Annotated in this window: 22 protein-coding genes; 9 read left to right on the plus strand and 13 right to left on the minus strand. The window is 43.9% G+C overall.

The window, feature by feature from the left end; genetic code table 11:
• Positions 1 to 22 precede the first annotated feature (22 nt).
• Positions 23 to 3,436, plus strand: a complete 3,414-nt coding sequence (gene smc, locus H528_RS0104965) for a chromosome segregation protein SMC (protein ID WP_022853235.1) — start codon at positions 23 to 25, stop codon at positions 3,434 to 3,436.
• Here the strand turns inward: smc and H528_RS0104970 are convergent.
• Positions 3,433 to 3,804: a hypothetical protein gene (locus H528_RS0104970; RefSeq protein WP_022853236.1), complete on the minus strand. Its 372-nt coding sequence runs from the start codon at positions 3,802 to 3,804 to the stop codon at positions 3,433 to 3,435. The two genes, smc and H528_RS0104970, sit on opposite strands and share 4 nt — an antisense overlap.
• Before the next feature lie 221 nt (positions 3,805 to 4,025).
• Between H528_RS0104970 and H528_RS0104975 the strand changes: the two genes are divergently transcribed.
• The 4 genes from H528_RS0104975 to H528_RS12755 are packed head-to-tail and all read left to right on the plus strand — an operon-like array spanning position 4,026 to position 8,808.
• Complete coding sequence (locus H528_RS0104975) at positions 4,026 to 4,940, plus strand: TIGR01777 family oxidoreductase (protein ID WP_022853237.1); 915 nt, start codon at positions 4,026 to 4,028, stop codon at positions 4,938 to 4,940.
• Between the two features lie 20 nt (positions 4,941 to 4,960).
• Positions 4,961 to 6,298, plus strand: coding sequence for an ATP-dependent 6-phosphofructokinase (locus tag H528_RS0104980; RefSeq protein ID WP_022853238.1), 1,338 nt, complete (start codon positions 4,961 to 4,963; stop codon positions 6,296 to 6,298).
• 19 nt (positions 6,299 to 6,317) lie between these two features.
• On the plus strand, positions 6,318 to 7,715 hold the full coding sequence (locus tag H528_RS0104985; RefSeq protein WP_022853239.1) for a mannose-1-phosphate guanylyltransferase/mannose-6-phosphate isomerase: 1,398 nt from the start codon (positions 6,318 to 6,320) through the stop codon (positions 7,713 to 7,715).
• Positions 7,716 to 7,767: 52 nt separating this feature from the next.
• Positions 7,768 to 8,808 carry a permease gene (locus tag H528_RS12755; protein ID WP_022853240.1) on the plus strand — a complete coding sequence of 347 codons (1,041 nt, stop codon included), beginning with the start codon at positions 7,768 to 7,770 and terminating at the stop codon, positions 8,806 to 8,808.
• Here the strand turns inward: H528_RS12755 and H528_RS12760 are convergent.
• From H528_RS12760 to H528_RS0105015, 5 genes are all read right to left on the minus strand, one after another.
• Positions 8,805 to 9,977: an RNA ligase gene (locus H528_RS12760; RefSeq protein ID WP_022853241.1), complete on the minus strand. Its 1,173-nt coding sequence runs from the start codon at positions 9,975 to 9,977 to the stop codon at positions 8,805 to 8,807. The genes H528_RS12755 and H528_RS12760 overlap by 4 nt on opposite strands.
• A 270-nt stretch (positions 9,978 to 10,247) precedes the next feature.
• Positions 10,248 to 10,553, minus strand: coding sequence for a nucleotidyltransferase family protein (locus H528_RS0105000; protein WP_022853242.1), 306 nt, complete (start codon positions 10,551 to 10,553; stop codon positions 10,248 to 10,250).
• A gap of 550 nt (positions 10,554 to 11,103) precedes the next feature.
• The gene (gene rtcA, locus H528_RS0105005) at positions 11,104 to 12,153 is read right to left on the minus strand and encodes an RNA 3'-terminal phosphate cyclase (RefSeq protein WP_157608135.1); all 1,050 of its coding nucleotides are present in this window, start codon (positions 12,151 to 12,153) and stop codon (positions 11,104 to 11,106) included.
• The gene (locus H528_RS0105010; RefSeq protein ID WP_022853244.1) at positions 12,138 to 13,100 is read right to left on the minus strand and encodes an oligopeptide/dipeptide ABC transporter ATP-binding protein; all 963 of its coding nucleotides are present in this window, start codon (positions 13,098 to 13,100) and stop codon (positions 12,138 to 12,140) included. Before H528_RS0105010 ends, rtcA begins: the two co-directional genes overlap by 16 nt.
• Entirely contained in the window at positions 13,093 to 14,046 is a 954-nt protein-coding gene (locus H528_RS0105015) for an ABC transporter ATP-binding protein (RefSeq protein ID WP_022853245.1), read from the minus strand. The genes H528_RS0105010 and H528_RS0105015 overlap by 8 nt, the downstream gene beginning before the upstream one ends.
• Before the next feature lie 44 nt (positions 14,047 to 14,090).
• Between H528_RS0105015 and H528_RS0105020 the strand changes: the two genes are divergently transcribed.
• Together H528_RS0105020 and H528_RS0105025 are read left to right on the plus strand one after the other, a co-directional pair.
• Positions 14,091 to 14,834 (plus strand): rhomboid family intramembrane serine protease, encoded by a 744-nt coding sequence (locus tag H528_RS0105020; protein WP_022853246.1) that lies wholly within the window; start codon positions 14,091 to 14,093, stop codon positions 14,832 to 14,834.
• An 11-nt stretch (positions 14,835 to 14,845) separates the two neighbouring features.
• Positions 14,846 to 15,697, plus strand: a complete 852-nt coding sequence (locus H528_RS0105025) for an SDH family Clp fold serine proteinase (RefSeq protein ID WP_022853247.1) — start codon at positions 14,846 to 14,848, stop codon at positions 15,695 to 15,697.
• A gap of 74 nt (positions 15,698 to 15,771) precedes the next feature.
• Here the strand turns inward: H528_RS0105025 and H528_RS0105030 are convergent, their stop codons facing one another.
• Entirely contained in the window at positions 15,772 to 16,260 is a 489-nt protein-coding gene (locus H528_RS0105030) for an FKBP-type peptidyl-prolyl cis-trans isomerase (protein ID WP_022853248.1), read from the minus strand.
• 142 nt (positions 16,261 to 16,402) lie between these two features.
• Between H528_RS0105030 and H528_RS0105035 the strand changes: the two genes are divergently transcribed.
• Both H528_RS0105035 and H528_RS0105040 read left to right on the plus strand, forming a co-directional pair.
• Positions 16,403 to 17,473, plus strand: a complete 1,071-nt coding sequence (locus tag H528_RS0105035) for a hypothetical protein (RefSeq protein ID WP_022853249.1) — start codon at positions 16,403 to 16,405, stop codon at positions 17,471 to 17,473.
• A 372-nt stretch (positions 17,474 to 17,845) separates the two neighbouring features.
• Complete coding sequence (locus H528_RS0105040) at positions 17,846 to 18,880, plus strand: NAD(P)-dependent oxidoreductase (RefSeq protein WP_022853250.1); 1,035 nt, start codon at positions 17,846 to 17,848, stop codon at positions 18,878 to 18,880.
• Positions 18,881 to 19,059: 179 nt separating this feature from the next.
• Here the strand turns inward: H528_RS0105040 and H528_RS0105045 are convergent, their stop codons facing one another.
• The 6 genes from H528_RS0105045 to trmD are packed head-to-tail and all read right to left on the minus strand — an operon-like array spanning position 19,060 to position 23,526.
• Positions 19,060 to 20,898, minus strand: coding sequence for a DUF6178 family protein (locus tag H528_RS0105045; protein ID WP_022853251.1), 1,839 nt, complete (start codon positions 20,896 to 20,898; stop codon positions 19,060 to 19,062).
• Positions 20,882 to 21,235 (minus strand): YraN family protein, encoded by a 354-nt coding sequence (locus H528_RS0105050; RefSeq protein ID WP_028845791.1) that lies wholly within the window; start codon positions 21,233 to 21,235, stop codon positions 20,882 to 20,884. Before H528_RS0105050 ends, H528_RS0105045 begins: the two co-directional genes overlap by 17 nt.
• The gene (locus tag H528_RS0105055; RefSeq protein WP_022853253.1) at positions 21,189 to 21,857 is read right to left on the minus strand and encodes a ribonuclease HII; all 669 of its coding nucleotides are present in this window, start codon (positions 21,855 to 21,857) and stop codon (positions 21,189 to 21,191) included. Before H528_RS0105055 ends, H528_RS0105050 begins: the two co-directional genes overlap by 47 nt.
• Position 21,858: 1 nt before the next feature.
• Entirely contained in the window at positions 21,859 to 22,206 is a 348-nt protein-coding gene (rplS, locus tag H528_RS0105060; RefSeq protein WP_022853254.1) for a 50S ribosomal protein L19, read from the minus strand.
• Positions 22,207 to 22,217: 11 nt separating this feature from the next.
• A complete protein-coding gene (locus H528_RS0105065) occupies positions 22,218 to 22,799 on the minus strand; it encodes an RNA methyltransferase (RefSeq protein WP_022853255.1) in 582 nt (193 codons plus the stop codon).
• Positions 22,792 to 23,526 (minus strand): tRNA (guanosine(37)-N1)-methyltransferase TrmD, encoded by a 735-nt coding sequence (gene trmD / locus H528_RS0105070; RefSeq protein ID WP_028845793.1) that lies wholly within the window; start codon positions 23,524 to 23,526, stop codon positions 22,792 to 22,794. Before trmD ends, H528_RS0105065 begins: the two co-directional genes overlap by 8 nt.
• Positions 23,527 to 23,637 lie beyond the last annotated feature (111 nt).

Here is a 23,637-nt window from a genome sequence, read left to right on the forward strand (position 1 = left end):
TTTCCGTTAAATTTTCCTTGCCATGCAAATAAAACGGTTAGAAATTTTTGGCTTTAAATCCTTCCCGCGCAAGATTTCTATCAGCTTCCCCCCTGGGATCTCAGCCATTGTGGGGCCAAATGGCTCAGGGAAAAGCAACCTGGTAGATGCCTTAAGGTGGATCCTTGGAGAACAAAACCCACGCCTTTTACGTGTGCGGGAAATGTCAGATCTCATATATGCTGGTGAAAACGGCTTTCGTCCGGAATTTGCCGAAGTAAGGCTTGTCCTTGATAATGAAAAAAAAGACGGTCCTAAAGAGCTTGCTAACCTTTCTGAGATTTCTGTGGTGCGGCGGCTTTATCGCGACGGTGAAAGCGAATTCTTCCTTAATAATAAACCCTGCCGCCTGAAAGACATTGTCTATCTTTTTATTGATAGCGGTGTTTACGCTCGGGGATACGGCATCATAGACCAGGGCCAGGTAAGTCAATTTATCGACCAATCTCCTAAAGAAAGGCGCAAACACCTTGAACAACTGGCTGGGATTAGCCGCTACAAAATCCGCCGTGATGAAACAGAAAAACAAATAACAAAAACCCTGGAAAACTTAAGACGTATAAAAGATATTTTGAGCGAAGTAGAGGGAAGATTAGAAGAACTCAGTAAACAAGCCGCTGAAGCTAAAAAATATCTTTCTTTGCAGGAAGAGCTGAGAAATCTCGAAATACATAAGTTAAACCAGGAATATAAAAAACAAACAGAAAAGAAAGAAAAAATTCTCGAAAAAAGAAAACAATTAGAAGTAAAGGTTAAATCATTAAAAAAAGAGATTGAACAGCTTGAACCAGAAATCCTAGAATGTGAAGGCAAAATAGGAATCCTTGAGGAAGAACTGCAAAACTTAGAAAAGAAATTAAGAGACTTAGAAGAACAGCACCAGGTAAAAAGAAAAGAAATAAACGTTTTGTTTAGAGAAGAATCGAACTTTGCCAAAGAAATTTCGCAAATAGAAGGGAAGATTTCGGCAAATAAGGAAAGACAACAAAAAATCAGGTTAAGAATATCTGGAATTAAAAAAGAAATAGACGAGATCAAAAAAAATCTCCCAGAAAAGGAAAAAACATATTTTTTCTTAAAAGAAGAAAATAAAACAATTACTGAAAATATAAAAAACGAAGAAAGAGAATTAAAAGAGCTAGAAGAAGCAACAAGAGCGCTGCAAATAAAACTTGATCAAATTAGTAGTGAAATAGAAAGATTGGACAGGGAGCTGGCCTTAGTTACAAAAGAAAAAGAGAAATTCATAAAAGAAGTTGAAGAGCTAAATAATAAAAAAACTATTATAGTACAAAGACTTGAAAATCTAGCAAAAGAAAAAGAAAATTATGAAAAAAAGATAAAAGCAATAGAAGACGAATTGAAAGAAAAGGTTAAAATAGAAGAAAATACTGAAAACGATATAAGAATCATTGAAGAAGAACTTCATGAGCTGTATTTGAGAAGAAAAGAGCTTGAAAGGGAAGTTTCATGGTTATCTTCTTTTATAAGTCAATCCACCAAAGGAATAACAGAAGTTTTAAGCAAAAACAAAATAAAATTTGAACTGGCACTAAATCAAGTAGACCTAACTGAAGAAGAGGAAAAGATTATTGATCACGTATATCAAGACCTAACAAAAGCTATTATCTTAAAGAATAGAAAAGACTTGCCGAAAGCGATTGAGGTTTTGTCAAATACAAATAAAAAAGCGGTGCTTTTTATTGGAAATGACATTAACAGCGTCCTTAAAGAAAAAACTAAAAATATTCAAATTGTTAAAAGCCTGGAAGAAGCAAACATTGAAGAAGAAAAGAAATATCTGATTCCAGAAAAAAATATATTAGTTACCCCTGATGGTTTTGTCTTTGTTTCTTCATCAAAAAGCGAAGAGTTACTAAAAAAGAAAAAAAGGCTTGAAACATTAGTGAAAGAAAAAGAGCAAATACTGCTCAAGATAAAAGAAAAAGAAAGCAAAAACAAAATCTTAAAAGAAAGGCAGGAAAAGCTCAAAAAAGAAATAAGTCAACTAGCTGCTCAAAAAGAAGAATCTGTTAAAAAAATTAAAAACTACACTAAAGAAATGCAGCAAAATCAAATAAACCTAGAAAAAATCGAAAACAATTTAGAAATATTGCAAAAAAATATCTTCTTCCTGGAAGAAAAAATAAATAGTATCAAGAATGAAATCGAAGAAAAAGCTAGCAAAAAAGAACCACTAAAAAAAGAATTTAAAACGTTCGAAGAAAAACTGTTTGAACTGAAGGAAAAATATGAAAGAGAAAAACGACATAAGCTAGAAATAAGTAAAAAACTAAGAGAGATAGAAATAGAACTCATAAGAAAAAAAGAAAAAAAAGAAACTCTTACAAAAGAACTTCAAAAGCAAATCGAAGAAGAAAGCATTTTAGCGCAACAAATAGAGAAATTTGTTTACAAAAAAGATAAAATAAACACTAATTGGCAGCAAATTAAGAAGAAAATTAAAGAGCTAAAAAGTATTCTTAATAGCCAACAAGAAGAAATAAATTCGATTAAAGGAGTAATCGAAGAAAAGAAAAAGAAATTAGACCATTTAAGAAAAAGAGAAAAAGAACTAAGAAATATTGTTTATGAAAAAACCAAAGAGCTAGAAAATGAAGAAAAAGCTCTAAACAGGATATCAGTTGATTTGGCTCAGACTGAGCTCACTTTGGCGCATTTAGCCGAACAAGCTTACCAAAATTTTAAAATCTTCCTTCCTTTAAATGAGGAAAACGAAGAAAAGATACGCATTAAAGACATAAATAAAAGAATATTGGAAGTAAAAGAAGAATTAGACAAGTTTGGGCTGATAAATCTTGCAGCTATCGAAGAATTAGAAAAAACAAAAGAAAGAAAAAACTTCTTGATTTCTCAAAAAGAGGACCTGGAAAAGGCGTTGGATGACTTAAAGGCAGCGGTAAAACAAATTAACCAAACCTGCCGCAAACGTCTGAAACGAGCCCTTGCCGCTGCCAATGAAAAACTTGCTCAGATTTTTCCGGTACTTTTCCCTGAAGCATCGGCAGAGTTGCGTTTTACTGAATCAGAAGACCCACTTGAGGCCGGACTTGATCTTATCGTCAAGCTCCCCGGGAAGCCGATCCGCCATCTGGCTATGCTTTCAGGTGGGGAAAAAGCCCTTACCGCCCTTGCTGTTCTTTGTGCCTTTTATCTGGTCAAACCAGGGCCTTTTTGTGTCTTAGACGAGGTAGATGCCCCGCTAGATGAAGCCAATACCGAAAAATTCGTTAATCTTTTACGAGAACTTACCAAACACTCCCAAGTGATCTTGGTAACCCATAACAAACGCGTCATGGAAAACGCAGATCTCCTCATAGGGGTAACGATGGAAGAAAAGGGCATATCGAAAATTGTAAGCGTAAGCCTCAATTAGCACCCATAGTCATTCAGGAAATAGCCATGGCGCTCAAAACTCTCACGTAGACGGATTTTTTTTGCTGGTTCAAGGGCATAGTATTTTTGCAAAAATTTCACTGCCGAAGCTCCTTCACCACAGGCTGCTTCAAATAGGTCTCTAGTTTCTTTTTCGTCTAAATGGGCTTCTTCAAGTATTTGCTTAAGCTCTTTTTTTCCACAAAGGCGTTTTTCTATAACGGAAGAACCGACATTTTTTTGGCCAATTATTACCCACGGGCAGTCTAGCTCACCACTGCCATCCTTTCCGTAATACAAATAAAACCCCTTTCCGCTACAACTCACAAAAAAAACTGAAGAAACAATAAGCAGCAACAAAATCTTCATTTAATACACCCTCCTTTTCATAGAACTTTAGTATGAATAAAGGTCAAAAGCAATCTCTGAGTTAACAAATCCGGAAAGCAAATTTCCTTTGCAAAAAATGGGAGAGGACTCCTTGCAGTTGGGCTTACAATTTTAGATCTCAGCAGTTTTGCAAAGTTTCGAAATTTTATAACTTGTCTTTTTAAACAGTTTTGATGTTTAATTAGGCCAGGAGGTGAATATTGGAAGTTTTCATTGCAGGTGGAACCGGATTTGTAGGGCCATATCTTGCGCGCGCCTTATTAGAAAGGGGCTTTAAAGTTAAGGTTTTGGTAAGGCGTCCTGAAAAAGCCTTGGTAGTTCCCCAGGGAGTTTCTCTTTCTTATGGTAATCCCACTGTTGCAGGAGATTGGCTTCATGATTGTGCTAAAGCAGACGTTGTTATCAATCTTGTAGGCACCAATATTTTTGCTCGCTGGACTAAAGCTTATAAAGAACTCATTCGGGAAAGCCGCTTAAGCGCTACCAAAAACATAGTTTCGGTACTTTCCAAAGGGCAAACTTTATTGAACGCTTCTGCAGTGGGATACTATGGCGCAGATCGCGGGGAAGAAGAAATCACCGAGGAAAGCGCTCCTGGAAAAGACTTTTTAGCAAAGGTATGCCAGGAATGGGAAGAAATGGCTTTTTCAGCCACTCAAAAAGGCGTTCGCGTCTGCACCTTGCGTTTTGGGATAATACTTGGCCAAAAAGGTGGGGCCTTATCAAAAATGCTGCTCCCCTTTAAATTGGGCTTAGGTGGACCCATTGGAAAAGGCAACCAGTGGTTTCCTTGGATACATATCGAAGACGTAGCCCGTGGAAGCATTTTTCTCATAAAAGATAAAAAACTATCTGGGCCTTTTAATTTCGTTGCGCCTCAAATAGTAAGAAACAAGGAATTTGCCAAAACCCTTGCCCGGGTGCTTAAGCGTCCTGCTGTTATGTCGGTCCCCCCAAAGATGCTTGAGATGATTTTTGGAGAACTTGCAATGCTTCTCACAGGAGGAGTTAAAGCTCGGCCTAAAAGGCTTCTTGATGCAGGATACAAATTTTCGTTTCCTGAACTTTACCCTGCTTTACAGGACCTTTTAAAGAAAAAGCTTTTCAGGCGATAAGAACTAAAGGGGGTAGAAATATGGAATGTCAATTTGAAATGTTAGAGGAAATGATAGAAGACGACACAGAGTTTACGATAGAAACACTTGGGCCCTGTAAGGTTGACAATCCCCTTAAAAAAGAACCGATATGCTACGTCACAGATGATATGAAAGTGGCCCTCAAAATTTCAGAGGGCTATCTTAAAAAATGCCTGGAAGAGGGAAAACTTCCGCCAACAGTAGAGCTTGCCGGACCAAGGCCTAAAATCTATTTTGATCCCGCTAAAACCAGAGCCGCTATAGTAACCTGCGGAGGGCTTTGCCCAGGAATTAACGACGTAATTCGCTCTATTGTGTTGACCCTTTATTTTTCCTATGGCGTAAGACACATTTTCGGCATTCGTTATGGCTTACAGGGCTTTATCCCTAAATACGGCCACGATGTGATGTATCTTACCCCTGACGTAGTGTCCAACATCCACGAACTAGGCGGGACTATCTTAGGCACTTCGCGGGGGCATCAGCCCATTGACGAGATTGTTGATGCCCTTGAGCGGCTAAACGTACAAATACTTTTCATGATTGGTGGAGACGGTACTTTCAGGGCGGCAAGTCTCATCAAAGAAGAAATAGACCGGCGCGGTCTTAAAATAGCCGTAGTTGCTGTGCCCAAAACCATCGACAACGACATTTACCTCACGTCTAAAACATTTGGCTTTGATACTGCGGTAGAAATGGCCTGTCAGGCCATAAGATGTGCCCACACCGAGGCCATTGCCGTGCCAAACGGAGTAGGCCTTGTGAAAGTGATGGGACGCTATGCTGGATTTATTGCTGCTGCGGCTACCCTTGCGCGCAAAGAAGTTAATTTCTGTCTGATTCCAGAAGATGACTTTGACCTTGAGCCCCCAAACGGTCTTCTCTCCGCGCTAGAGGCGCGCCTTGAAGCCCGCAAACATGCGGTCATCGTGGTAGCTGAAGGTGCCGGGCAAAAATATGTCCGCCCTGATCCACCAGAATACGACGCCTCAGGCAATCTAAAGCTAGGGGATATAGGCAAATTCTTAAAAGATAAAATCAAAGAACACTTCACCCAAAAAGGTCAGGAGATTTATATCCGGTATATTGATCCCAGCTATATTGTCCGTAGTGTACCTGCCATTGTAGATGATCGTATTTATTGTGGCTTTTTGGGGCAATATGCCACCCATGCAGCCATGGCAGGGAAAACCGGTTTGATGGTAAGCTACTTAAACGACCGTTATATCCATGTTCCCCTTTCTGCTGCAGTTAAAAAACGCAAACAAGTAGACCTCAGAAGCCGTTTCTGGCAATCTGTGCTGGAGTCCACCGGACAACCACCTCTTAAAAACTAAAAGAAAAGGCGGAGGAGAAATGAAGGCTATTATCCTTGCTGGAGGATCAGGTACAAGGCTTTGGCCGCTTTCCCGTAAAGACTATCCCAAACAATTTCTCAAGCTAAATGGCGAACGCTCCCTTTTACGACAAACCTTTGACCGCTTGCTTACCTTTTTAAGACCAGAAGACATTCTTATCCTTACCTGTGAGGACTATAAATTTCACGTAAAAGAACACCTTTCAGACACAAACGGCTATCATCTCCTCTGTGAGCCTTTGGGGCGCAATACCGGCCCTGCGATTGCCTATGGTTTCAAATACGCCTGTGAAGTATTGGGGTTTGACCCGCAAGAGGCGTTTTTGATTTGCCCCTCTGACCACCTCATCGAACCAGTAGAGACTTTTGCAAGCACAGTTCAAGCCGCAGAAAAAATCGCCCAAGAAAACTACCTAGTTACTTTTGGCATCTCTCCAAAACGCCCAGAGACAGGTTATGGCTATATCAAGCAAGGGGAGCCGCTTTGCAAAAACAAAGAGTGTTTCGCTTATAAAGTAGCCCGTTTTACCGAAAAACCAGACCTAGAGACCGCAAAATCTTATCTTGCTGAAGGTGGTTATTACTGGAATGCCGGTATTTTTCTCTTCACCCCAGAAACCTTCGCAAAAGAACTTTCTAAATGCGCCCCTGATATTTACGGGCTTTACGAAAAAGGCTTTGCCGCCATGGGCAAAGAATTCGCCCAAATGCCGGATATCTCCATTGACTACGCGCTCATGGAAAAATCAACTCAGGTAGCGGTTGTTCCACTTGACGTTTACTGGAACGACATCGGCTCCTGGGACGCCTTATTTGACGTGCTTCAAAAAGACGAACACGGAAACGCCAAAACAGGTCGCGTGATTAGCATTGAGACCCAAAATAGCATGATCCTTGGGCAAAAACGCCTCATAGCTACCATTGGGATTGAAGACCATTTGGTTGTAGAAACCCCTGACGCCATTTTGATAGTGAAGCGGGGAGACGCCCAAAAGGTTAGCCAGCTTGTAAAAAGCTTACGAGAAGAAGGCTACCCTGAGGCTCTAGAACACGTTACCACCTATCGTCCCTGGGGAAGTTACACCGTTCTAGAAGCAGGACCGCGCTACAAAATAAAGCGTATTGTGGTCAAACCAGGCGAACGCCTAAGTCTTCAGATGCATTATCACCGCTCTGAACACTGGGTAGTGGTGAGAGGTACGGCTAAAGTTCAAATAGGCGATGAAGAAATGTTTTTGCACGAAAACGAATCGATATTCGTGCCCAAATCCACCAAACATCGCCTGGAAAACCCGGGAAAAATCCCTTTGGAAATTATCGAAGTCCAGAACGGAGAATACCTTGGCGAAGATGATATCGTAAGATTCGACGACATTTACGGACGCTCTAAAAAGTAAAAACACTTTATCGCCAGTTTCTTTTCCTAATAGTTTGGTATAGAATAAATGTATGACCATAACGGAATTTGTGGCAACTTTTGCCACTAATTTTTTCCATATCCTGGCAAGTATTGCCCCTTATTTTCTGGTTGGGCTTTTAATAGCAGGTCTTATAAAGGCGCTCATTCCTCAGGAAAAACTGGCCACCCATCTGGGGGCAAGCAAAGTCTCAGCCATCTTTAAGGCTGCTGCCTTAGGGGTTCCCCTTCCTCTGTGTTCGTGTAGTGTTTTGCCCGTGGCACTTTCATTAGCACGTCACGGTGCCGGGCTTCCGGCCACGGTGGCCTTTTTGGTAGCCACCCCACAAACGAGCATTGACGCCCTTTTTATTACTTTTGGGCTTTTTGGCTTGCCCTTTGCCGTAAGCTACGCCCTTGCGGCCTTAACCGCAGGCATTGCCGCGGGATTCATTAGCTTTTTGGTGATAAGAGACAAAAAGATTTCATTGGTCCCTGAAGACTTATCTCCTTGTTGCGCCCAAAATCGTTCAAGTCCTCTAAGAGAAGCCCTTCATTACAGTTTTGGGGACCTGATGGCAGAGCTTGCCAGACCGCTGGCCATAGGCCTTATTCTGGCAGCGCTTTTGGTTACCATTCTGCCTCCAGGGTACCTTGGGCAAAAAGTTAGCCCTGGATTTTGGCAATACCTGGCGATGCTGCTTACCGGTGTCCCCCTTTACATGTGTTCTACGGGTTCTCTGCCTTTGGCCTATTCTTTTTATTTGCAAGGATTTTCGCCAGGAAGTCTCCTGGTTTTTCTAATGAGCGGGCCAGCAACCAATGTCGCTTCCTTGGTTATCATTCGAAAGATTTTCGGCACAAAGACCTTTGCTGTTTACGCCTTATCTCTTATTGGGTTTTCTATCATCGCAGGCATAATACTTGATTTTTTGTGGCAAGAGGGAAGCTTTGTCTTCAAGCCTCCGGTGGATAGGGGCGCACATTTATCAGTTTTAAACGTCCTGGCAGCAGCTGTTTTGGGAACGCTAATTATCATGCATTTGCTGAAGTCTTATTTCAGGCGCGCCAAAACCTGTACGTGTAAAAGCTAGTCTATCTGAGCAAGGCCTTGGAGTTTCCCCGCCCAAAAAGAAGTTGCTCTGGGGTAAATCTTTGCAAATTCAACATGCAAATAGCCATCTTTCCATTCTTCCCTGCGAATTTCTATACGCACCTGGGCGGTACGGAAATGGGCCAAAAGGGCATGTAGGGCTTCTTTATGTTTGAGCCTGACCCTGAAGACTTCTTCTACCGGCTCACCCTGCGATACACCATCAAGGAGCTTTTTTATTTCGCCAAAAAGGGCACTTCCAAGCTCTTTGGAAAAGGCTTCGTCAAAGGGCTGGCCAAGCTCCCAACGAGTAATGGCTATACGCACCAGCCGATGCACAATGTAGCTGGCATCAAGCTCACCAATGTAAGGAAAGGCCACGCGCAGGTCGGACACATTTGACGCTGAAGTAACGTATTTGATAACCCGGCCGTAGCGCAAAGACGCAGGCTTAATAACTATCCCTTCCCTTCCTTCTTCATCGTAGTGCAAAATGAGTTTTTTAAGGGAAGAAATATCATCAGGTTGATAGGGCCCGTTAATCTCTGGTGTTCTGAATTCATAAGCTTGCAAAAGCTTATACTTTTCTTCAGGAGGCAAAAAAGTCTCTTTTTCAAGGTCAAACAAATCAAACACAAAGAATAAAACGTCTTCTTTTACGTAAGGCGGCCATTCTGAGACAAAAGGATTTTCCGGGCCTGCTACCTCACAACACACCACCAGCTGCGGATACTTTTCAAAAAATTCCGGAAGCCTTGGCAAAAAATCCAGATAGCGATCCGTAGCAAATGGGCATACGTAGCCCCTTCGGGTAAAGGCCTTTATCTCGCCAAATACTTTGGCCAACCTGACGTTATAGCCTTCGATTTTTTCTTCCGCATAAAAGGGCCCACGTAGGTAGCGGGGAATGCCTGTTTCAAGTACAAATACCCTGGGGATACTAGGAAAGCCCGGCATAAAAAAGTGTGGCCCTACTACTGTGCCAGCGAGAAAACCGCGGAACTCACGCTTGAAACGAAACGCGGGTTTTTTAAGACCCTCTATGAAAAGGAGCTTTCCCTGCTCGTGGGCCTTTGCCAAGTCTTCAAAGGGAACTTTGCGCAACCTGCGATTGGCCTTATAAACTTCTTCAAGTAGCTTTTTTTGCCTTTCCAGCTCTTCAACCAGCATAATTCATTTTAACCCGTGTTTTAATTTTTATTCTACTTATTTGTGAATCAGGTTAAAGGATACCCTCTGTCCATCTTATATATCAATTTATTTGGCTGTTCTTAAGGTCTGGGATCCGTTCCCATTTGTCGAAACGAAAAATAGGAATGATTCTTCTTGTCTTAACAAGACTGATCTCGGTTATTTTTGCAAAGGTGTCGATTTATTGAGAATCTTCTATAAGAAATTCGCACTCTTGCAAAATATGTCTGAGATATGGTTCTACTTTTTTCACGTTACCACCTCAACTTTTCTTATGTGGGGTTTTATGAAGGGACTTATGCTTTTTTCTGTTAAAAGGTCAACCTTTACGCCAAGAAGTTCACTCAGTTCTTCCTCAATTTTTACAAGCTCAATAAGAGTAGGTGTTTCATAAAATTGCACAACTAGATCCAGATCACTTTTTTCTGTTTGTTTGCCTTCAACATAAGAACCAAAAATTTTCAATTTCTTTATGCGATATCTATTTTTCAATTCTTTTTTATGCTGTGAAAGGATTTGAATGAGTTCATTTAGTGTTTTTGAATTTTTTTTCATCTTATCCTCATCTTCTCATTTTTTGGGCCGGTATAATAAAGCTATTTTATTATTGTCGGGGTTATGAAATTTTACCGAGGTGTGCATGAGGCGCCAAATTTTACGGGTAAGTGGATCGCGGCCCTGGTGTGCGGGAATAGCAGTCCAGGTGCCAATGCAGGGGATTTTCGGCGATTTATTAGCGGATGATGTTCAATGTGCATTCTTTGGGGACAGTTTGTTCCCAATAATTGCGTTGCCATACCTGTGCGTCCGGTCTTTCCCATAGGTCGCTGATGTGGCGGGTGACAGCGGATTTGAATGAACCCTAGCACGGCCCCTAACGACCCAATGCGGCGCCACGCAGGACATTTTTTGGTAGGGGCAACGCATGCGTCGCCCCTACATGGTTTACAATTCAAATAATACCACGTACATGGCTAGACATCAGCACGGATGCGTCCAATCCCACACGGGAGAAGTGGTCTGTGGTTTCCCCAAGATGCCTGGCATGATTTCCATTAACTTAATTTCCCCTTTCTGAGGTGTCCGGATTTTTAGGTGGCCGTAATTAAACCGTTCCCAAAAAAGAAACAATCCCTGGGGTATCAAGGTCTCCCCTTACTTCTGGAGAAAAGTCAGGGATAAAATGTTTGATCACCCACAAGTTTGTAAAAAAATGTCTGGTTAATCTTGAAGTATCAAAGCAAAAAGGCATCCTGGTGATAGCAAGGGGCAAAAGGAGCTGGTCTGCCAGGTAGGGGTCAACTGCTTTTTGCGTCTTATAAAACTCGAAAAAAGCAAAAACTGCCTCTTCGGCCACTTTTTCCGCAGGCTTTCCCTTTTTACCTAGGGAAAAAAATCCTGCCCGCTTTGCCCCTTCAGAAATGGCCACAAAAACAACTGTCCCCGGGCTCTTGGCCCAGGCTTTTTCAAGTTTTACTTCGGGCTCAAATCCCTTTTCGGCTAATATTTCCGAGGCTGCCTTAGCCTGTCTCGTGCGAATATGGGAAGGCAAATCTTCGGTTACCACAGAAAGAACTTTTACTTTTTTCGTTTTATACGGGCCGCATAATTCAAAAGGTTCGCTGATTTCTTTTTGAGGGGCAATTTTTACGCTTACTTCTCCGCCTCCTGCAGGGTAAAAACCATATCTTCTCAGCTCAAAGGCAAAAGAAAATCCAAGCTGTTCAAGAATGGGAGCATAGACTTCTGCAAGATAGTGATAACAAGGGGCGTAAGGCACATGGGTGCCACCTTTTAAAAGGAGCTTAGAGGCCCCGGCACACGCCAGCGCAAGGCCTACGGTTTGAAAGACCAATGCCGTGGCCCCGGCTGTCCCAATATCAAAATGATAGGAACCAGGTTTTACCTTTTTCGGATGAAAGGAAAGATAAAGAGAACCTACCCGTGCGCCTTCTACTTCTGCGCCTGAGATTTTCTGGGCAGCCTTAACGCAGGTAAGGTGTTGAGGGCGAAGGCCTGGTTTTGGTCTTTTGGCGCGGATATTAACCAGCTCAAAAGACTTTTGAGTAAGCATAGAAAGCGTAAGCGCGGTACGGAGGATCTGGCCCCCACCTTCACCATATGAGCCGTCTATTCTTATCATCTCCTGAAACACGCTATTAGGTGCCCTTGCGAAACTTCTCTTAATGCTGGGGTCTCTTCTTTACAGGAAGATAATGCTTCCTGACAACGATGGAAGAACGGACAGCCCTTTTCTACTTTGGTGGGATCAAGGGGCTCCCCTTGAATAAGACGTCTTTGCTTACGAAGCGTAGGATCAGGCTCAGGCACCGCTTCAAGTAGCATTTCAGTATAAGGATGATGCGGAAGGGCATAAAAATTCGTAACCGGTGAGACTTCTACCACCCGGCCAAGATACATAACCGCCACCCGATGACTTAAGAAAAGCACCAGGGGAAGATCATGAGAGATAAAAAAGTAAGTAAGGCACCTTTCTTGTTTTAGTTTTAAGAGCAACTCGAGCATTTGTGCCTGTACAGAAACATCAAGGGCAGAGGTGGGTTCATCAAGAATCAAAAGTTCAGGCGAAAGGATAAGGGCCCTTGCAAGGGCTATGCGCTGACGCTGACCGCCGCTAAACTGATGGGGATAACGTTTCATGTCTTCCTCGCTAAGCCTTACCAGCGCAAGCATCTGAGCAACCCTTTCTCGAAGGGCTTTTTTCTCAGTGCAAAGTTTGTGGATGACCAAAGGCTCTGCAAGCAGATCAAAAATCTTTTTACGGGGGTTTAGCGAAGAATAAGGATCCTGAAAGACAATCTGGACCTTGCGCCTTATCTGGCGGCGCTCTTTTTCTGAAAGAGAAGAAAGGATTTTCCCCTCAAAAAGGACCTCGCCTTTTTCCGGAAGTTCAAGCCCCAAAGCAAGCCTTGCCAGGGTGCTTTTGCCACAGCCAGACTCTCCAAGCACCCCTAAGATTTCTTCGCGCCCTACCGCAAGGTTCACCTCTCGCACCGCATAAAAGGCCCTTTTCGGTGCGAAAAAGCCCCGCCTTAAATGATAAATCTTCGAGACGTTTCTAAACGTAAGGATCTCAGACATAAAAACACCTTACCAAATGGCCATCTCCGCTGGCTCTTAAAGAAGGTTCTTCTTCAAAACAGCGTTTTTGTGCGATGGGGCAGCGCTCAGAAAACTTACATCCCTTGGGTCTTGCGCCAGGCGGGGGAACATGGCCGGAAAGTGCCTTAAGGCTTTTTTTGCCAGGCTGAGGCAACGCTTCAAGTAAAGCCTTGGTGTAAGGGTGTAGTGGATTTTTAAAAAGCTCCACGCAACTTGCTTGCTCAACTAAGCGCCCTGCATACATAACCGCCACCCTATCAGCTAATTCAGCCACCACTCCGAGATCGTGTGAGATAAGAAGAATGGCAAGGTCGCGGGTTTCGCGAAGTTTGCGCAAAAGCTCAAGGATCTGAGCCTGGATAGTGACATCAAGGGCGGTGGTTGGTTCATCTGCAATGAGAAGGGAAGGGTTTCCCGCAAGGGCCATGGCAATCATTACCCGCTGGCGCATACCCCCTGAAAGTTCGTGAGGATAAGACTTAAGGCGCTCTTTTGGCGCAGGAATTCCAACTTCTGCCAAAAGCGAAGCTGCTTGCTCCAGGGCTTTTTTAAAAGAAATTTTTTGGTGCAAAACAAGGACCTCTGCCACCTGGTAACCCACGGTAAAGACGGGGTTAAGGCTAACCATAGGGTCTTGAAAAATCATGGCAATACGCCCGCCACGAATAGCCCGCATTTCCTCTTGAGAAAGCTCAAAGAGATTCTTGCCTTGGAAAAAGAGCTTCCCCCTGGCCTCAACACCTGAAGGCAAAAGGCGCATTATAGCAAGGCCGGTAAGGCTTTTGCCACAGCCTGATTCACCCACCAAGGCCAGGATTTCTCCTGAAGCAACATCAAAGGACAAATTTTCCACAATGGGAGTTCTTGACTTAGCCAAAAAGATGTTTAGGTCTTTTGCCTCTAATAATTTCATCTTGACAAGCATAACATCAAACCCATTTTTCAGGCAGCAGAAAAAGGAGGTTAAAGATGTTTCCCATACAGGACGATGCCCCCCGTCGTGGGGTGCCGGTGGCCACTTACATTTTGATAGCTATCAATGTTTTGGTATTTCTTCTTGAGGTTTCGCTGCCAAGGGGTTTGGTAGAGCAGATTATTTATTATCTTGGAGTGGTCCCGGCCCGGTACACCCATCCCATGGGAGCTGAACTTTTCCCCGGACTTAAATACCTTGCCTTTGTCACGTGTCTTTTCTTGCATGGGAGCTGGATTCACCTCATTGGAAACATGTGGACACTCTGGATTTTTGGAGACAATGTAGAAGACCGCATGGGAAGCCTTCGTTTTGTAATTTTTTATTTTCTGTGTGGATTTTGTGCCAGCCTTTTTCATATTTACATGCATCCTGATTCGACCATCCCAACCATTGGTGCCTCAGGAGCTATCTCCGGGGTGCTTGGAGCTTATTATGCGCTCTTCCCCTTGGCAAGGATCGTGGTCATGATTCCCATCTTCATTTTTCCGTTCTTCTTTGAAATTCCTGCGGTTTTATACCTGGCGTGGTGGTTTTTTATACAGGTCTTTTCAGGCACCCTTTCCGTGGTGCAAGGACAAATCGTGGGGGGAGTGGCCTGGTGGGCTCACGCCGGCGGTTTCTTAGCAGGCCTTTTTTTCCACCGCCTGTTTTGCAAACGTGGTTTGCGCCCGTGTTTTGCTGATGAACGTACTCCATGGGGAGTACTTGCTTTTTATGACCAAAAAACAAATCGATAGGAGGTAAAAAAATGAGTGGTTTTGACATTTTCTGGTTGTTTTTCATCTTAATGACGCTTCAGCCTCTTATGAGGCAGCGTTTTCTTGAAGCCGCAAGGCAACGCATGATTGAAAAAATCGAGAAGAAACGCAATTCCAGGGTTATTCTGCTGGTGCATCGTCAGGAGACCATGAGCTTTTTTGGATTTCCGGTGATGCGCTACATTGACATCAACGACTCTGAACAGGTAATCCGTGCCATTCACATGACAGACCCAGATGTCCCTATTGACATTATCCTTCACACCCCGGGAGGCTTGGTGCTTGCGGCCCTTCAAATCGCTAAGGCCTTGAAACGCCATAAGGCCAAAACCACGGCCTTTGTGCCTCACTATGCCATGAGCGGAGGGACCCTTATAGCTCTCGCCGCAGATGAGATTGTCATGGACGAACACGCGGTGCTCGGGCCTGTTGACCCGCAGCTCGGCCAGTATCCAGCAGCTTCTATCGTCAAAGTAGCCAAGGAAAAACCTATTGATAAAGTTGACGACCAGACCTTGATTTTGGCAGACGTTTCAGAAAAGGCCCTTAGACAAATGAAAGAGCAGTTAAAAGAACTGCTTTCTGGTAAGTATCCTGATAGCAAGATAGAAGAATTGGCTGAAATCATGTCTCAGGGCCGCTGGACGCACGATTATCCTATTACTTTTGAAGAGGCCAAAAAGCTGGGGCTTCCTGTGCGCACGGACATGCCCGTAGAAATCTATCAACTCATGAATCTCTTTCCGCAACCCCTCAGACAGCAGCCCTCGGTGATGTATGATCCCTCACCGCGTCGCACCAGCGGACGAGAAAACCTAGGCTTTGGAAAGAACTTAGCTTAGAAATAAAAAAGCCCCGCTTAAGCGGGGCTTTTTTTATTTTTTTTAGGACAACCTGCCCTAGGTTTTTAGCAGCTTCAACCACTGCCGCAATTGCGCATATCGCATGCGGCAAAATCCATGGCCGTTGCTTCGCGGACTTCGTCGATCTTGATCTTCATGATTACATTGTGCCCAGCAGCAGGATGGTTGAAATCAGCAATGACCTTGCCGTTTTTCTTTTCAAGCACAAGAAACATAAGCTGACGCCCGGTAGGGGTAACTTCCTGGTAATACTCCCCTTCTTTTACCTGGTCGGGATTCTTGAGCTGATCAAGTGAGATTTCTTGCACAAGGCTTTTGTCATAAGGGCCATATGCTTGCTCAGGGGGAATAGTTACCGTAAGTTCGTCGCCTTCTTTAGCTCCGGTGATGGCCTGTTCGATAAGGGGCATCAGGGGATCACGACCATAGAGAAAGCTAACACGCATGGGCCTTGAAAACCAAGGCGGAGTTTCTTTGCCCTCGATTTCAAGCTGATAACTCAAGGTTATCACCTTGTTGGGCATTACTTTCTTGTCGTCCATAATCATTCCTCCAAAAGAAATATTCGTAATTAAAGAAGTATACAAAAAAACTAAGCTTTGGTCAAAAAATTTTTCTGAAAATTTTAATCAAATATTTTTCTTGCCGAAAAGTAAATAAAAAAATCAGGCCAAGGAGGGCACTATGGTAAATGGAATTAACCAGGATGTAAAGCTCGCGTATCAAGTACAAAACCAAACTAAAACCCAAACCCAAGAGAAAAACCAAATAAGTACTAAGCCACAAAATCGCATTCAGAGCCAGGACCCCGCTACCTCTCCACTTCAAACTCAAACGCAAGTAAAAAATCAAATCCAAGACCAAGTCACGATTCAAAACAAAATTTTGCAACAAAGTCAGTTCCAAACAGAGCAAAAAGTTGCTGAAAAACTGCCTAAGCCCCCTGCTGTTAGTGACACAGGCGACATAGCCACTTCCGAGCTAAACGGTCTTTTTCGGGTGTTTTTGGGAGATATAAACCGCATTTTCCACAAGGCTTTAAGCCTGCTCAAAGGTGACAAATCTATCCAACGGACCTTGCACGCGGCAGAGAGTTTACTTTCTCCTTCTTTGAATAAAGGTCCAAGGTCAATTTTGCGGGAATTTAATTTAGATCTAAATATTTCTGATTCAAACACCCTGGATTTTAGCCTAAACATTGAAGGAACATCGGTTTGGAAAGGACAGGCTAAAAGTGTATCCCTTAGCCTTGAAATTCATTTAGAACAGGTAGAAACAACCTCGCAGACTACTGATACCAGCGAGATCCTCGCCGAGGAAGTTTTAAACGAAGAGGCCGCTACCCAAGAGATACCTGCTGATACAATCGAAGAAGGGGTTGAACCTGAACAGACCACAGAAGTCGCAACTTCAGAGGCTCCTAGCGAAGAAATAGCATCTGAAGATGACACTTCTTCTGCCCTTAAGCCCATCACTAAAAATATCGTTGACACGGGACGCTATTTTGTCTCAGCCCTTGACCAGTTCACCTTTGACATTTACGACAAGAAAAACGGCATGTGCACCCGTTTTTGTGCTATGTCAGCCGGGGCTCCAAAAAAACCACATACCTTTAGACTTCAAATAGCTTTATTAGACGCAACCCAGGTGCGTTTTTCTTACAACAAGGAAAACAATGAAACTTCCCTTGAGGTCAACAGGTTTCAATATACCTACTCCCTCCTAGGAGCAAGAGAGCTTAAAGAGGCCGCGTAAAACAAAAAGGCAGGCCCTTTGTGGCCTGCCTTCTCTCATAGATTCGTTCCCATGTCCCAGAAACTCAACTTGGGGTTCAAAATAGCGCAGGGGGAGGGAGCTTCGCTCGCCTTTTAGCCTGCAACTTAATATAAAGATAGAGACCTTTGCAAAATTTTCGGGATCAGTGTTGTCAGCACCACTGCAAGGGATCCTCGAACAAGCCTTAAGGGAAAGTAGTTTGCAAAGGTCTCAAAGATAAACAGAACGGGATCCTGTTTGAAATACAAAAGCGAAGTTTGACAATTTTTACAAAAATTTAGCAAGGGGTTCTTTTTCTTTCCTGCTGTTCTTATCTTATGGCTAGTGAATTTTTTATCAATGGGGGCCTACATGAAGATTGCATTTTTTGAAATTGAAGGTTGGGAAAAAGAAATAGTCGAAAAAGAACTTAAAAGTCATGAAGTTTTTTATACTAAAGAGGCTTTAGTTCCTGAAAACGCAGAAAAATACCAGGATTTTGAGATAGTCTCTGTTTTTGTGCACAGCATCCTTCGCAAAGAAACACTGGCCAAATTCAAAAATTTGAAGATGATAGCAACGCGCTCAGCAGGTTATGACCATATCGACATAGATTTCTGCAAACAAAATAAAATAGCTGTTTACAGGGTCCCTGATTACGGAGCCCATGTAATCGCGGAACATGCCCTGGCCTTGCTTCTAACAGCAGTAAAAAATATCCCTCAGGCCATCGAAAAAACACGAAAAGGTATTTTTAACTACCAGGGACTGAGGGGTTACGAACTAAAAGACAAGACTATTGGAATCGTGGGCACAGGGAGAATCGGCAAACACATGATAACTTTCTCCAAGGCCTTGGGAATGAACGTAGTAGCTTATGATGCGTATCCAGACGAAGATTTCGCTAAAAAATACGAATTTGACTACATAGACCTTGAAAAGCTTTTATCAGTGAGTGATATCATCAGTTTACATGTTCCTTTACTTCCCTCTACTTACCACCTTATAAACAGAAAAAATCTCTCTTTGCTCAAAAAGGGCGTAATCATCATAAATACCGCCCGTGGCGAAATTATTGAAACAGAAGCTTTAATAGAAGGGCTAGAAAAAGGCATTATCTCGTTTGCTTGCTTGGACGTAATTGAAAAAGAAAGGGAATTTGCCAAGTTCCAGAAAACCCTAAGGGCCGGAGAAGTTTTGCCTGATAGTACCGAATACAAAACCTTTTTGTTAAACTACTACCTTTTTACACACCCGAGGGTATTTGTGACTCCGCATAATGCTTTCAATACCCACGAAGCAGTCAGGCGAATTGTCCAGATTAGTGTGGAGAATATCCTGAATTTCTTAAAAGGCGACCGAACAACGCTGTTTGTTAATATTGTTGAGACCTTTGCAAAACACTAGATCCGTTCCCGTTTTTCGTTCCGAAAAATGGGAACGGTCCCTGGGAACAGCGTTGCTCCCAATGATATCTCATACTTGAGCGGAAGGCAGAGAGCCTGCCCTCAGCTTGACCAGGTGACAGGCCCCCGGCCTGTCACCTAAAGGGCCATCCTTACACGGACATAAACAATGCGCGGCGACTATTTGGCTAATTCAATGAGCATGCACTGGACATAACGTGGCTCAGGAATATTCTCTTTGTCAGCAAAGGCGAATTCTTCCTCCGCCCTGAAGAAGCAAAAATTAAGAAAACTGCGCAGGTGGTCTTCTTCAAGAGGTGCAACTTCTTTAGCCAATCGCTTAAAATTTTCAAATACATCTTCTTTCACTTTTTCTTTGATAACACTTCGCTCACCGGTGCCTTTTTTAGTTAGCAACTTTTCGATAACGCTAGGCCACAAGCTTTCAGGGACTGCTTCAAACTTAAAAGATTCGTTAACCAGCCAGTTCGCAAGGGCCGTTAAAATAAGGGTGCTCCATCTTATATCGCCTGGCTCAATGAGGTTGGTCTTTTTAAGGGCGATTTCTGCAAGCCACACCGGTGGCACACCAAAGGCCTGCTGGATGAGCGGCGCCCAATAAGCAATCTCGGAAAGCACCCGCCGCACCCTTTCGATTTCAGCAAGAGAGCGGAAAGGCCTGAATTCTTCGGCAGTTCCGGTTTTTTCCGGCAGAAAAAGCATGATGCGGTTTGCTTCGTTTGCAGTAACACCCTTGAGATAAGAGGCATAGGGTTCGTCCAGGTGGCGGAATATACGAGGATCAACGTTCTCTTGGGTGATTATTTCGTGGGCATAGCGTCTTAAATCACTAATGAGTTTTTGAGCCACCCGAAAAATATCTTCCAGAAAATAAGTCTCAAGAATGTGTTTGGCTTCGGTGGGATTTTTCCGCGAAAGATACTCAAGGCCAATGTTTAAATAGCCGGCTACTTTATCAAAAACCCCTCGAGCTTCTTCGATATCGTCAATATTGCCAATGTCCACGATGAGGACCTTGTTAACCAGCCAAGCAAGTTCTCGCTTAAGGCGGTCAATCTGCCGCCAATCGGTGATTCCTGAGAGCACTTTGGTAAAGAACTCAACGCCTTCGGTATGGATAGCTGGCAAAAACGCAGGTGGTGGGGTTTCTTCTGTCTCCTGAGCGGGAAGATAAAGAGGGTCTATCTGGCGCATGCGGTCCGGGGTCTGCGGGGCATAGACATCAAGAGATTCGTAGTAATCAGGCACTCCCCAATCTGCAAGCCTAGCCCTGCGCCACCGGTAGGCCATTTCTTCTACTTCTCCAGGAAGCTCCCAGATAATGGATTCCATAAGGTCACGATAACGTGCCGGATCAATTTCCATGAGGATCTCAACCAAGCGTCGGGTGAGTGGTTCGAACTTATCAAGCCTGAAGTTTATAAAATACATGTCATCAAGGGTATAAGGTGGAAGCCAGTCCCGGGCCTCGGTTAAATCCACGCCATCAGGGCGTTTATAAACTTCTGTAAGGCGTTTCATCAGGGTAGTCAGAAAATCAAAATCCACCTGTTTGAGCCAGCGGGCCACTACATCTTCACTGGCCTCAAACATTAGGGTAAGCCAGGCAAGCACTCGTTCTAAAACGAGTCTGTCCTTATGCCAGCAGTCCAGGTCAAAGAGAAACTGGAGCTGTGTCGGACTTGCCATGGAAAGAAGGGTTACCGCTTCCTCGGGGCTTAGGGCCTTTACGGTCCAGAAAAACTCCTGAGGGGGAAGGGCTTTTACCAGACGATCAGCCTGTTTGGAAAGAATAATTAACCTTTCGCGAACTTCCCACGGAGCCTGAAGGATTAGGCTTAGTTGTTCGCGAAGGGTTAAGCTTTGCATTATTTCTTCGGCTTTTTGGGAAGGAGCAGCAATAATTTCACGCCAGTCAGGCAGTTTAGCTTCAACCCAAAGTGGTTTTCTCTTGGCCTTTAAAGCGGTTTCTTCGCGTTTTTTACGTTTGGTAGTCATCTTCAATCACCCCTTGGTAATGTCTAAGTTGGGGCTTTTCCCCGGAAAAATCAACGGCTATTAAGTCAAAGCGCAAAACTTGAGCTTTGGGTTTTTCCTTTTGTAGGTAAAGCTTGGCAAGGGAGAGTATTTTTTTCTTTTTGGCAGGCGTTAGGGCCTCTTCCGGGCTTCCCTTGCGGAGACTACGGCGCGCTTTCACCTCAACAAAGACCAGCGTTTTACCCTTTTTGACCACAAGATCCAGCTCTCCAAAGCGGGTACGCCAGTTTTTGGCGCAAACATGGTAGCCTTTAAGGCGAAAGTACCATACGGCCAGCTTTTCCGCGAAAGAACCCAAGACTTTCGGGTCTTTCGGTTTCTGCCAGCGGCCGAAAAGAGAGACGATGGAGGGGACAAGGGCCATGTGTTTTTAAGGCCTCCAGGTGTTTTCTGGTGGCATAGCCTTTGTGTTTCTCAAAGCTATACTCAGGATAAAGCTTTGCAGCTTCAGCCATAATAGCATCACGGGTAACTTTGGCTACAATGGAAGCCGCAGCTATTGAACGACAAAGGGCATCGCCGTCAATAATTGCTTTTTGAAGCCCTGCCCATGGAGTAGTGAATTTACCATCCACAAGGGCTAGCTCTGGCCTTGGGGAAAGCGCTTCAAGGGCTTGCGCCATAGCCTGTAGGCTTGCCTTCAAAATGCCAATTTGGTCAATAACTTCGTTTTCAATACGGGCCACTGCCCAGGAAACAGCCTCTTTAGTGATGATCTGATAGAGTTCTTCTCTTTTTTCAGGGGTAAGACATTTGGAATCAGCCAAGTGAGGGTGATCAAAATCAAGGGGCAAAATAACCGCTGCGGCCACTACGGGGCCAGCCAAGGCCCCGCGGCCGACTTCATCAACCCCGGCAATGTAGCGGTAACGCCCTAAAAACTGTCTTTCTCTTTCCCAACGAGAAGGTTTACCAAACAACCTAACGGCGCTCCTTAATCCTTGCAGCTTTACCAGTACGTCCACGAAGATAGTAAAGACGAGCACGACGCACTTTACCGCGCTTGACTACTTCTATCTTTTCTAAACGGGGTGAATGAAGCGGAAAAGTTCTCTCAACACCGATGCCGTAAGAGACCTTGCGTACGGTAAAGGTGGCACCTGTGCCAGAGCCACGTTTTCTGATAACAACTCCCTGAAAGACCTGGGTTCTTTCTTTGTCCTCGCCTTCCACAATACGGAAATAGACTTTTACCGTATCTCCAGGGCGAAATTCAGGTAAATCTTTCCGCATAAATTCGCTTTCGATTTCTCTGATTACCGGAAGCATGACTTTCCTCCTTAAATCCTTTTCCACCAGCTTTCGCCAAGTAGGCGATCTAAAATAATAGCAGCTGCTGCGCGTACAGAAAGATGATTATAATTATTTCCTCTTCCGCGAATAGGTTCAAGCACGTAGGGGCAAGCTTCTATTAACTTAGGCGCAAGCCCCCAGGCCGTGCCTAAAAGGAGAAGTATTACTTCTCCGCTCCATACCAATTCGCGTGCGCGCGCAAAGCTAATATTAGCATATTTTTCACGGGCATCTGTGCCTAAAAGCAAAGGCACCCGTCCTTCTTTTCTTGCTATTTCGTCAAGCGCCACTTTGAGCGCTGGGACCACTTTTAAAATCTTCAAAGCGTCCTCGCGATCGGGGTTATATACCCTACCATAGCCATTCTGCCAATACTCGATGAGTTCTTTTACCAGTTCGCGCTGCTCCCTGAGGGGCTGGACTATGTAATAGGCCTTTGCTCCGTAGGTACGGCAAATCCTTGAAATATCATGAATATCAAGATTGGTAACAGATGACGCAATTATTTTACCTTCTTTGTTGATCACGGGATAATGCACTAAGGCTACGTAAACACGGGGTTCAGGCATCTTCTTTCCATCCCAGTTTTTTGAGAAATTCTTTGTCTTCAGGGGTAAGCTCGGCAGCCTTAAGCAGATCAGGCCTTCTTTTGAAGGTGACTTCAAGTGATTTTTGACGCCGCCATTTTTCTATCTTGGCGTGGTCACCTGAGAGCAAAACCTGAGGGACCTCATAGCCCATAAAATTTCGTGGCCTGGTATATTGGGGATATTTAAGGAGCCCTTGGCTAAAGGTCTCTTTTTCCACGGAGTCGCGTTTGCCAACCACCCCTGGCACCAGGCGTGCAACTGCTTCGACAATTACCAGAGCTGCTACCTCCCCGCCGAAGACCACGTAATCACCAATAGAAATTTCGTCGTGAATAAAGTGTTCACGGATTCTTTCGTCAATGCCTTCGTAGCGTCCACAGATAAGAACCAGATGCTTTTTTTCGTAAAGCTCGCGGACAATCTTTTGGTTGAGAAGGCGCCCTTGAGGGGAAAGATAGACGATATAAGGGTTTCCTTCTCTTTTTGTTTTTTCAATGGCTCGAAAAAGGGGCTCGGGCTTAAAGACCATGCCCTCTCCGCCCCCAAAGGGGCGGTCATCAACCATTTTGTGTTTGTCAAAAGCAAAATCACGCAAGTTTAGGAAATTAATGGAAATAAGACCTTTTTCTTGGGCTTTTTTGAGAGCTCCTACTTTTAGCGGACTTTCAAAGTATTCTGGAAAAATCGTGATGATATCAAAGCGCATTTTCTCTTTTGTTTCTTTTGAAACTGAGTTGCTCATTTTTTCATTTCGTGGTAAACGGCAAAGGAAAATTTTAAGCCATTATACAGGATTAAATTTTTTTAAAAACGGTAC

Source organism: Thermodesulfatator atlanticus DSM 21156 (assembly GCF_000421585.1).
Lineage (GTDB): Bacteria > Desulfobacterota > Thermodesulfobacteria > Thermodesulfobacteriales > Thermodesulfatatoraceae > Thermodesulfatator > Thermodesulfatator atlanticus.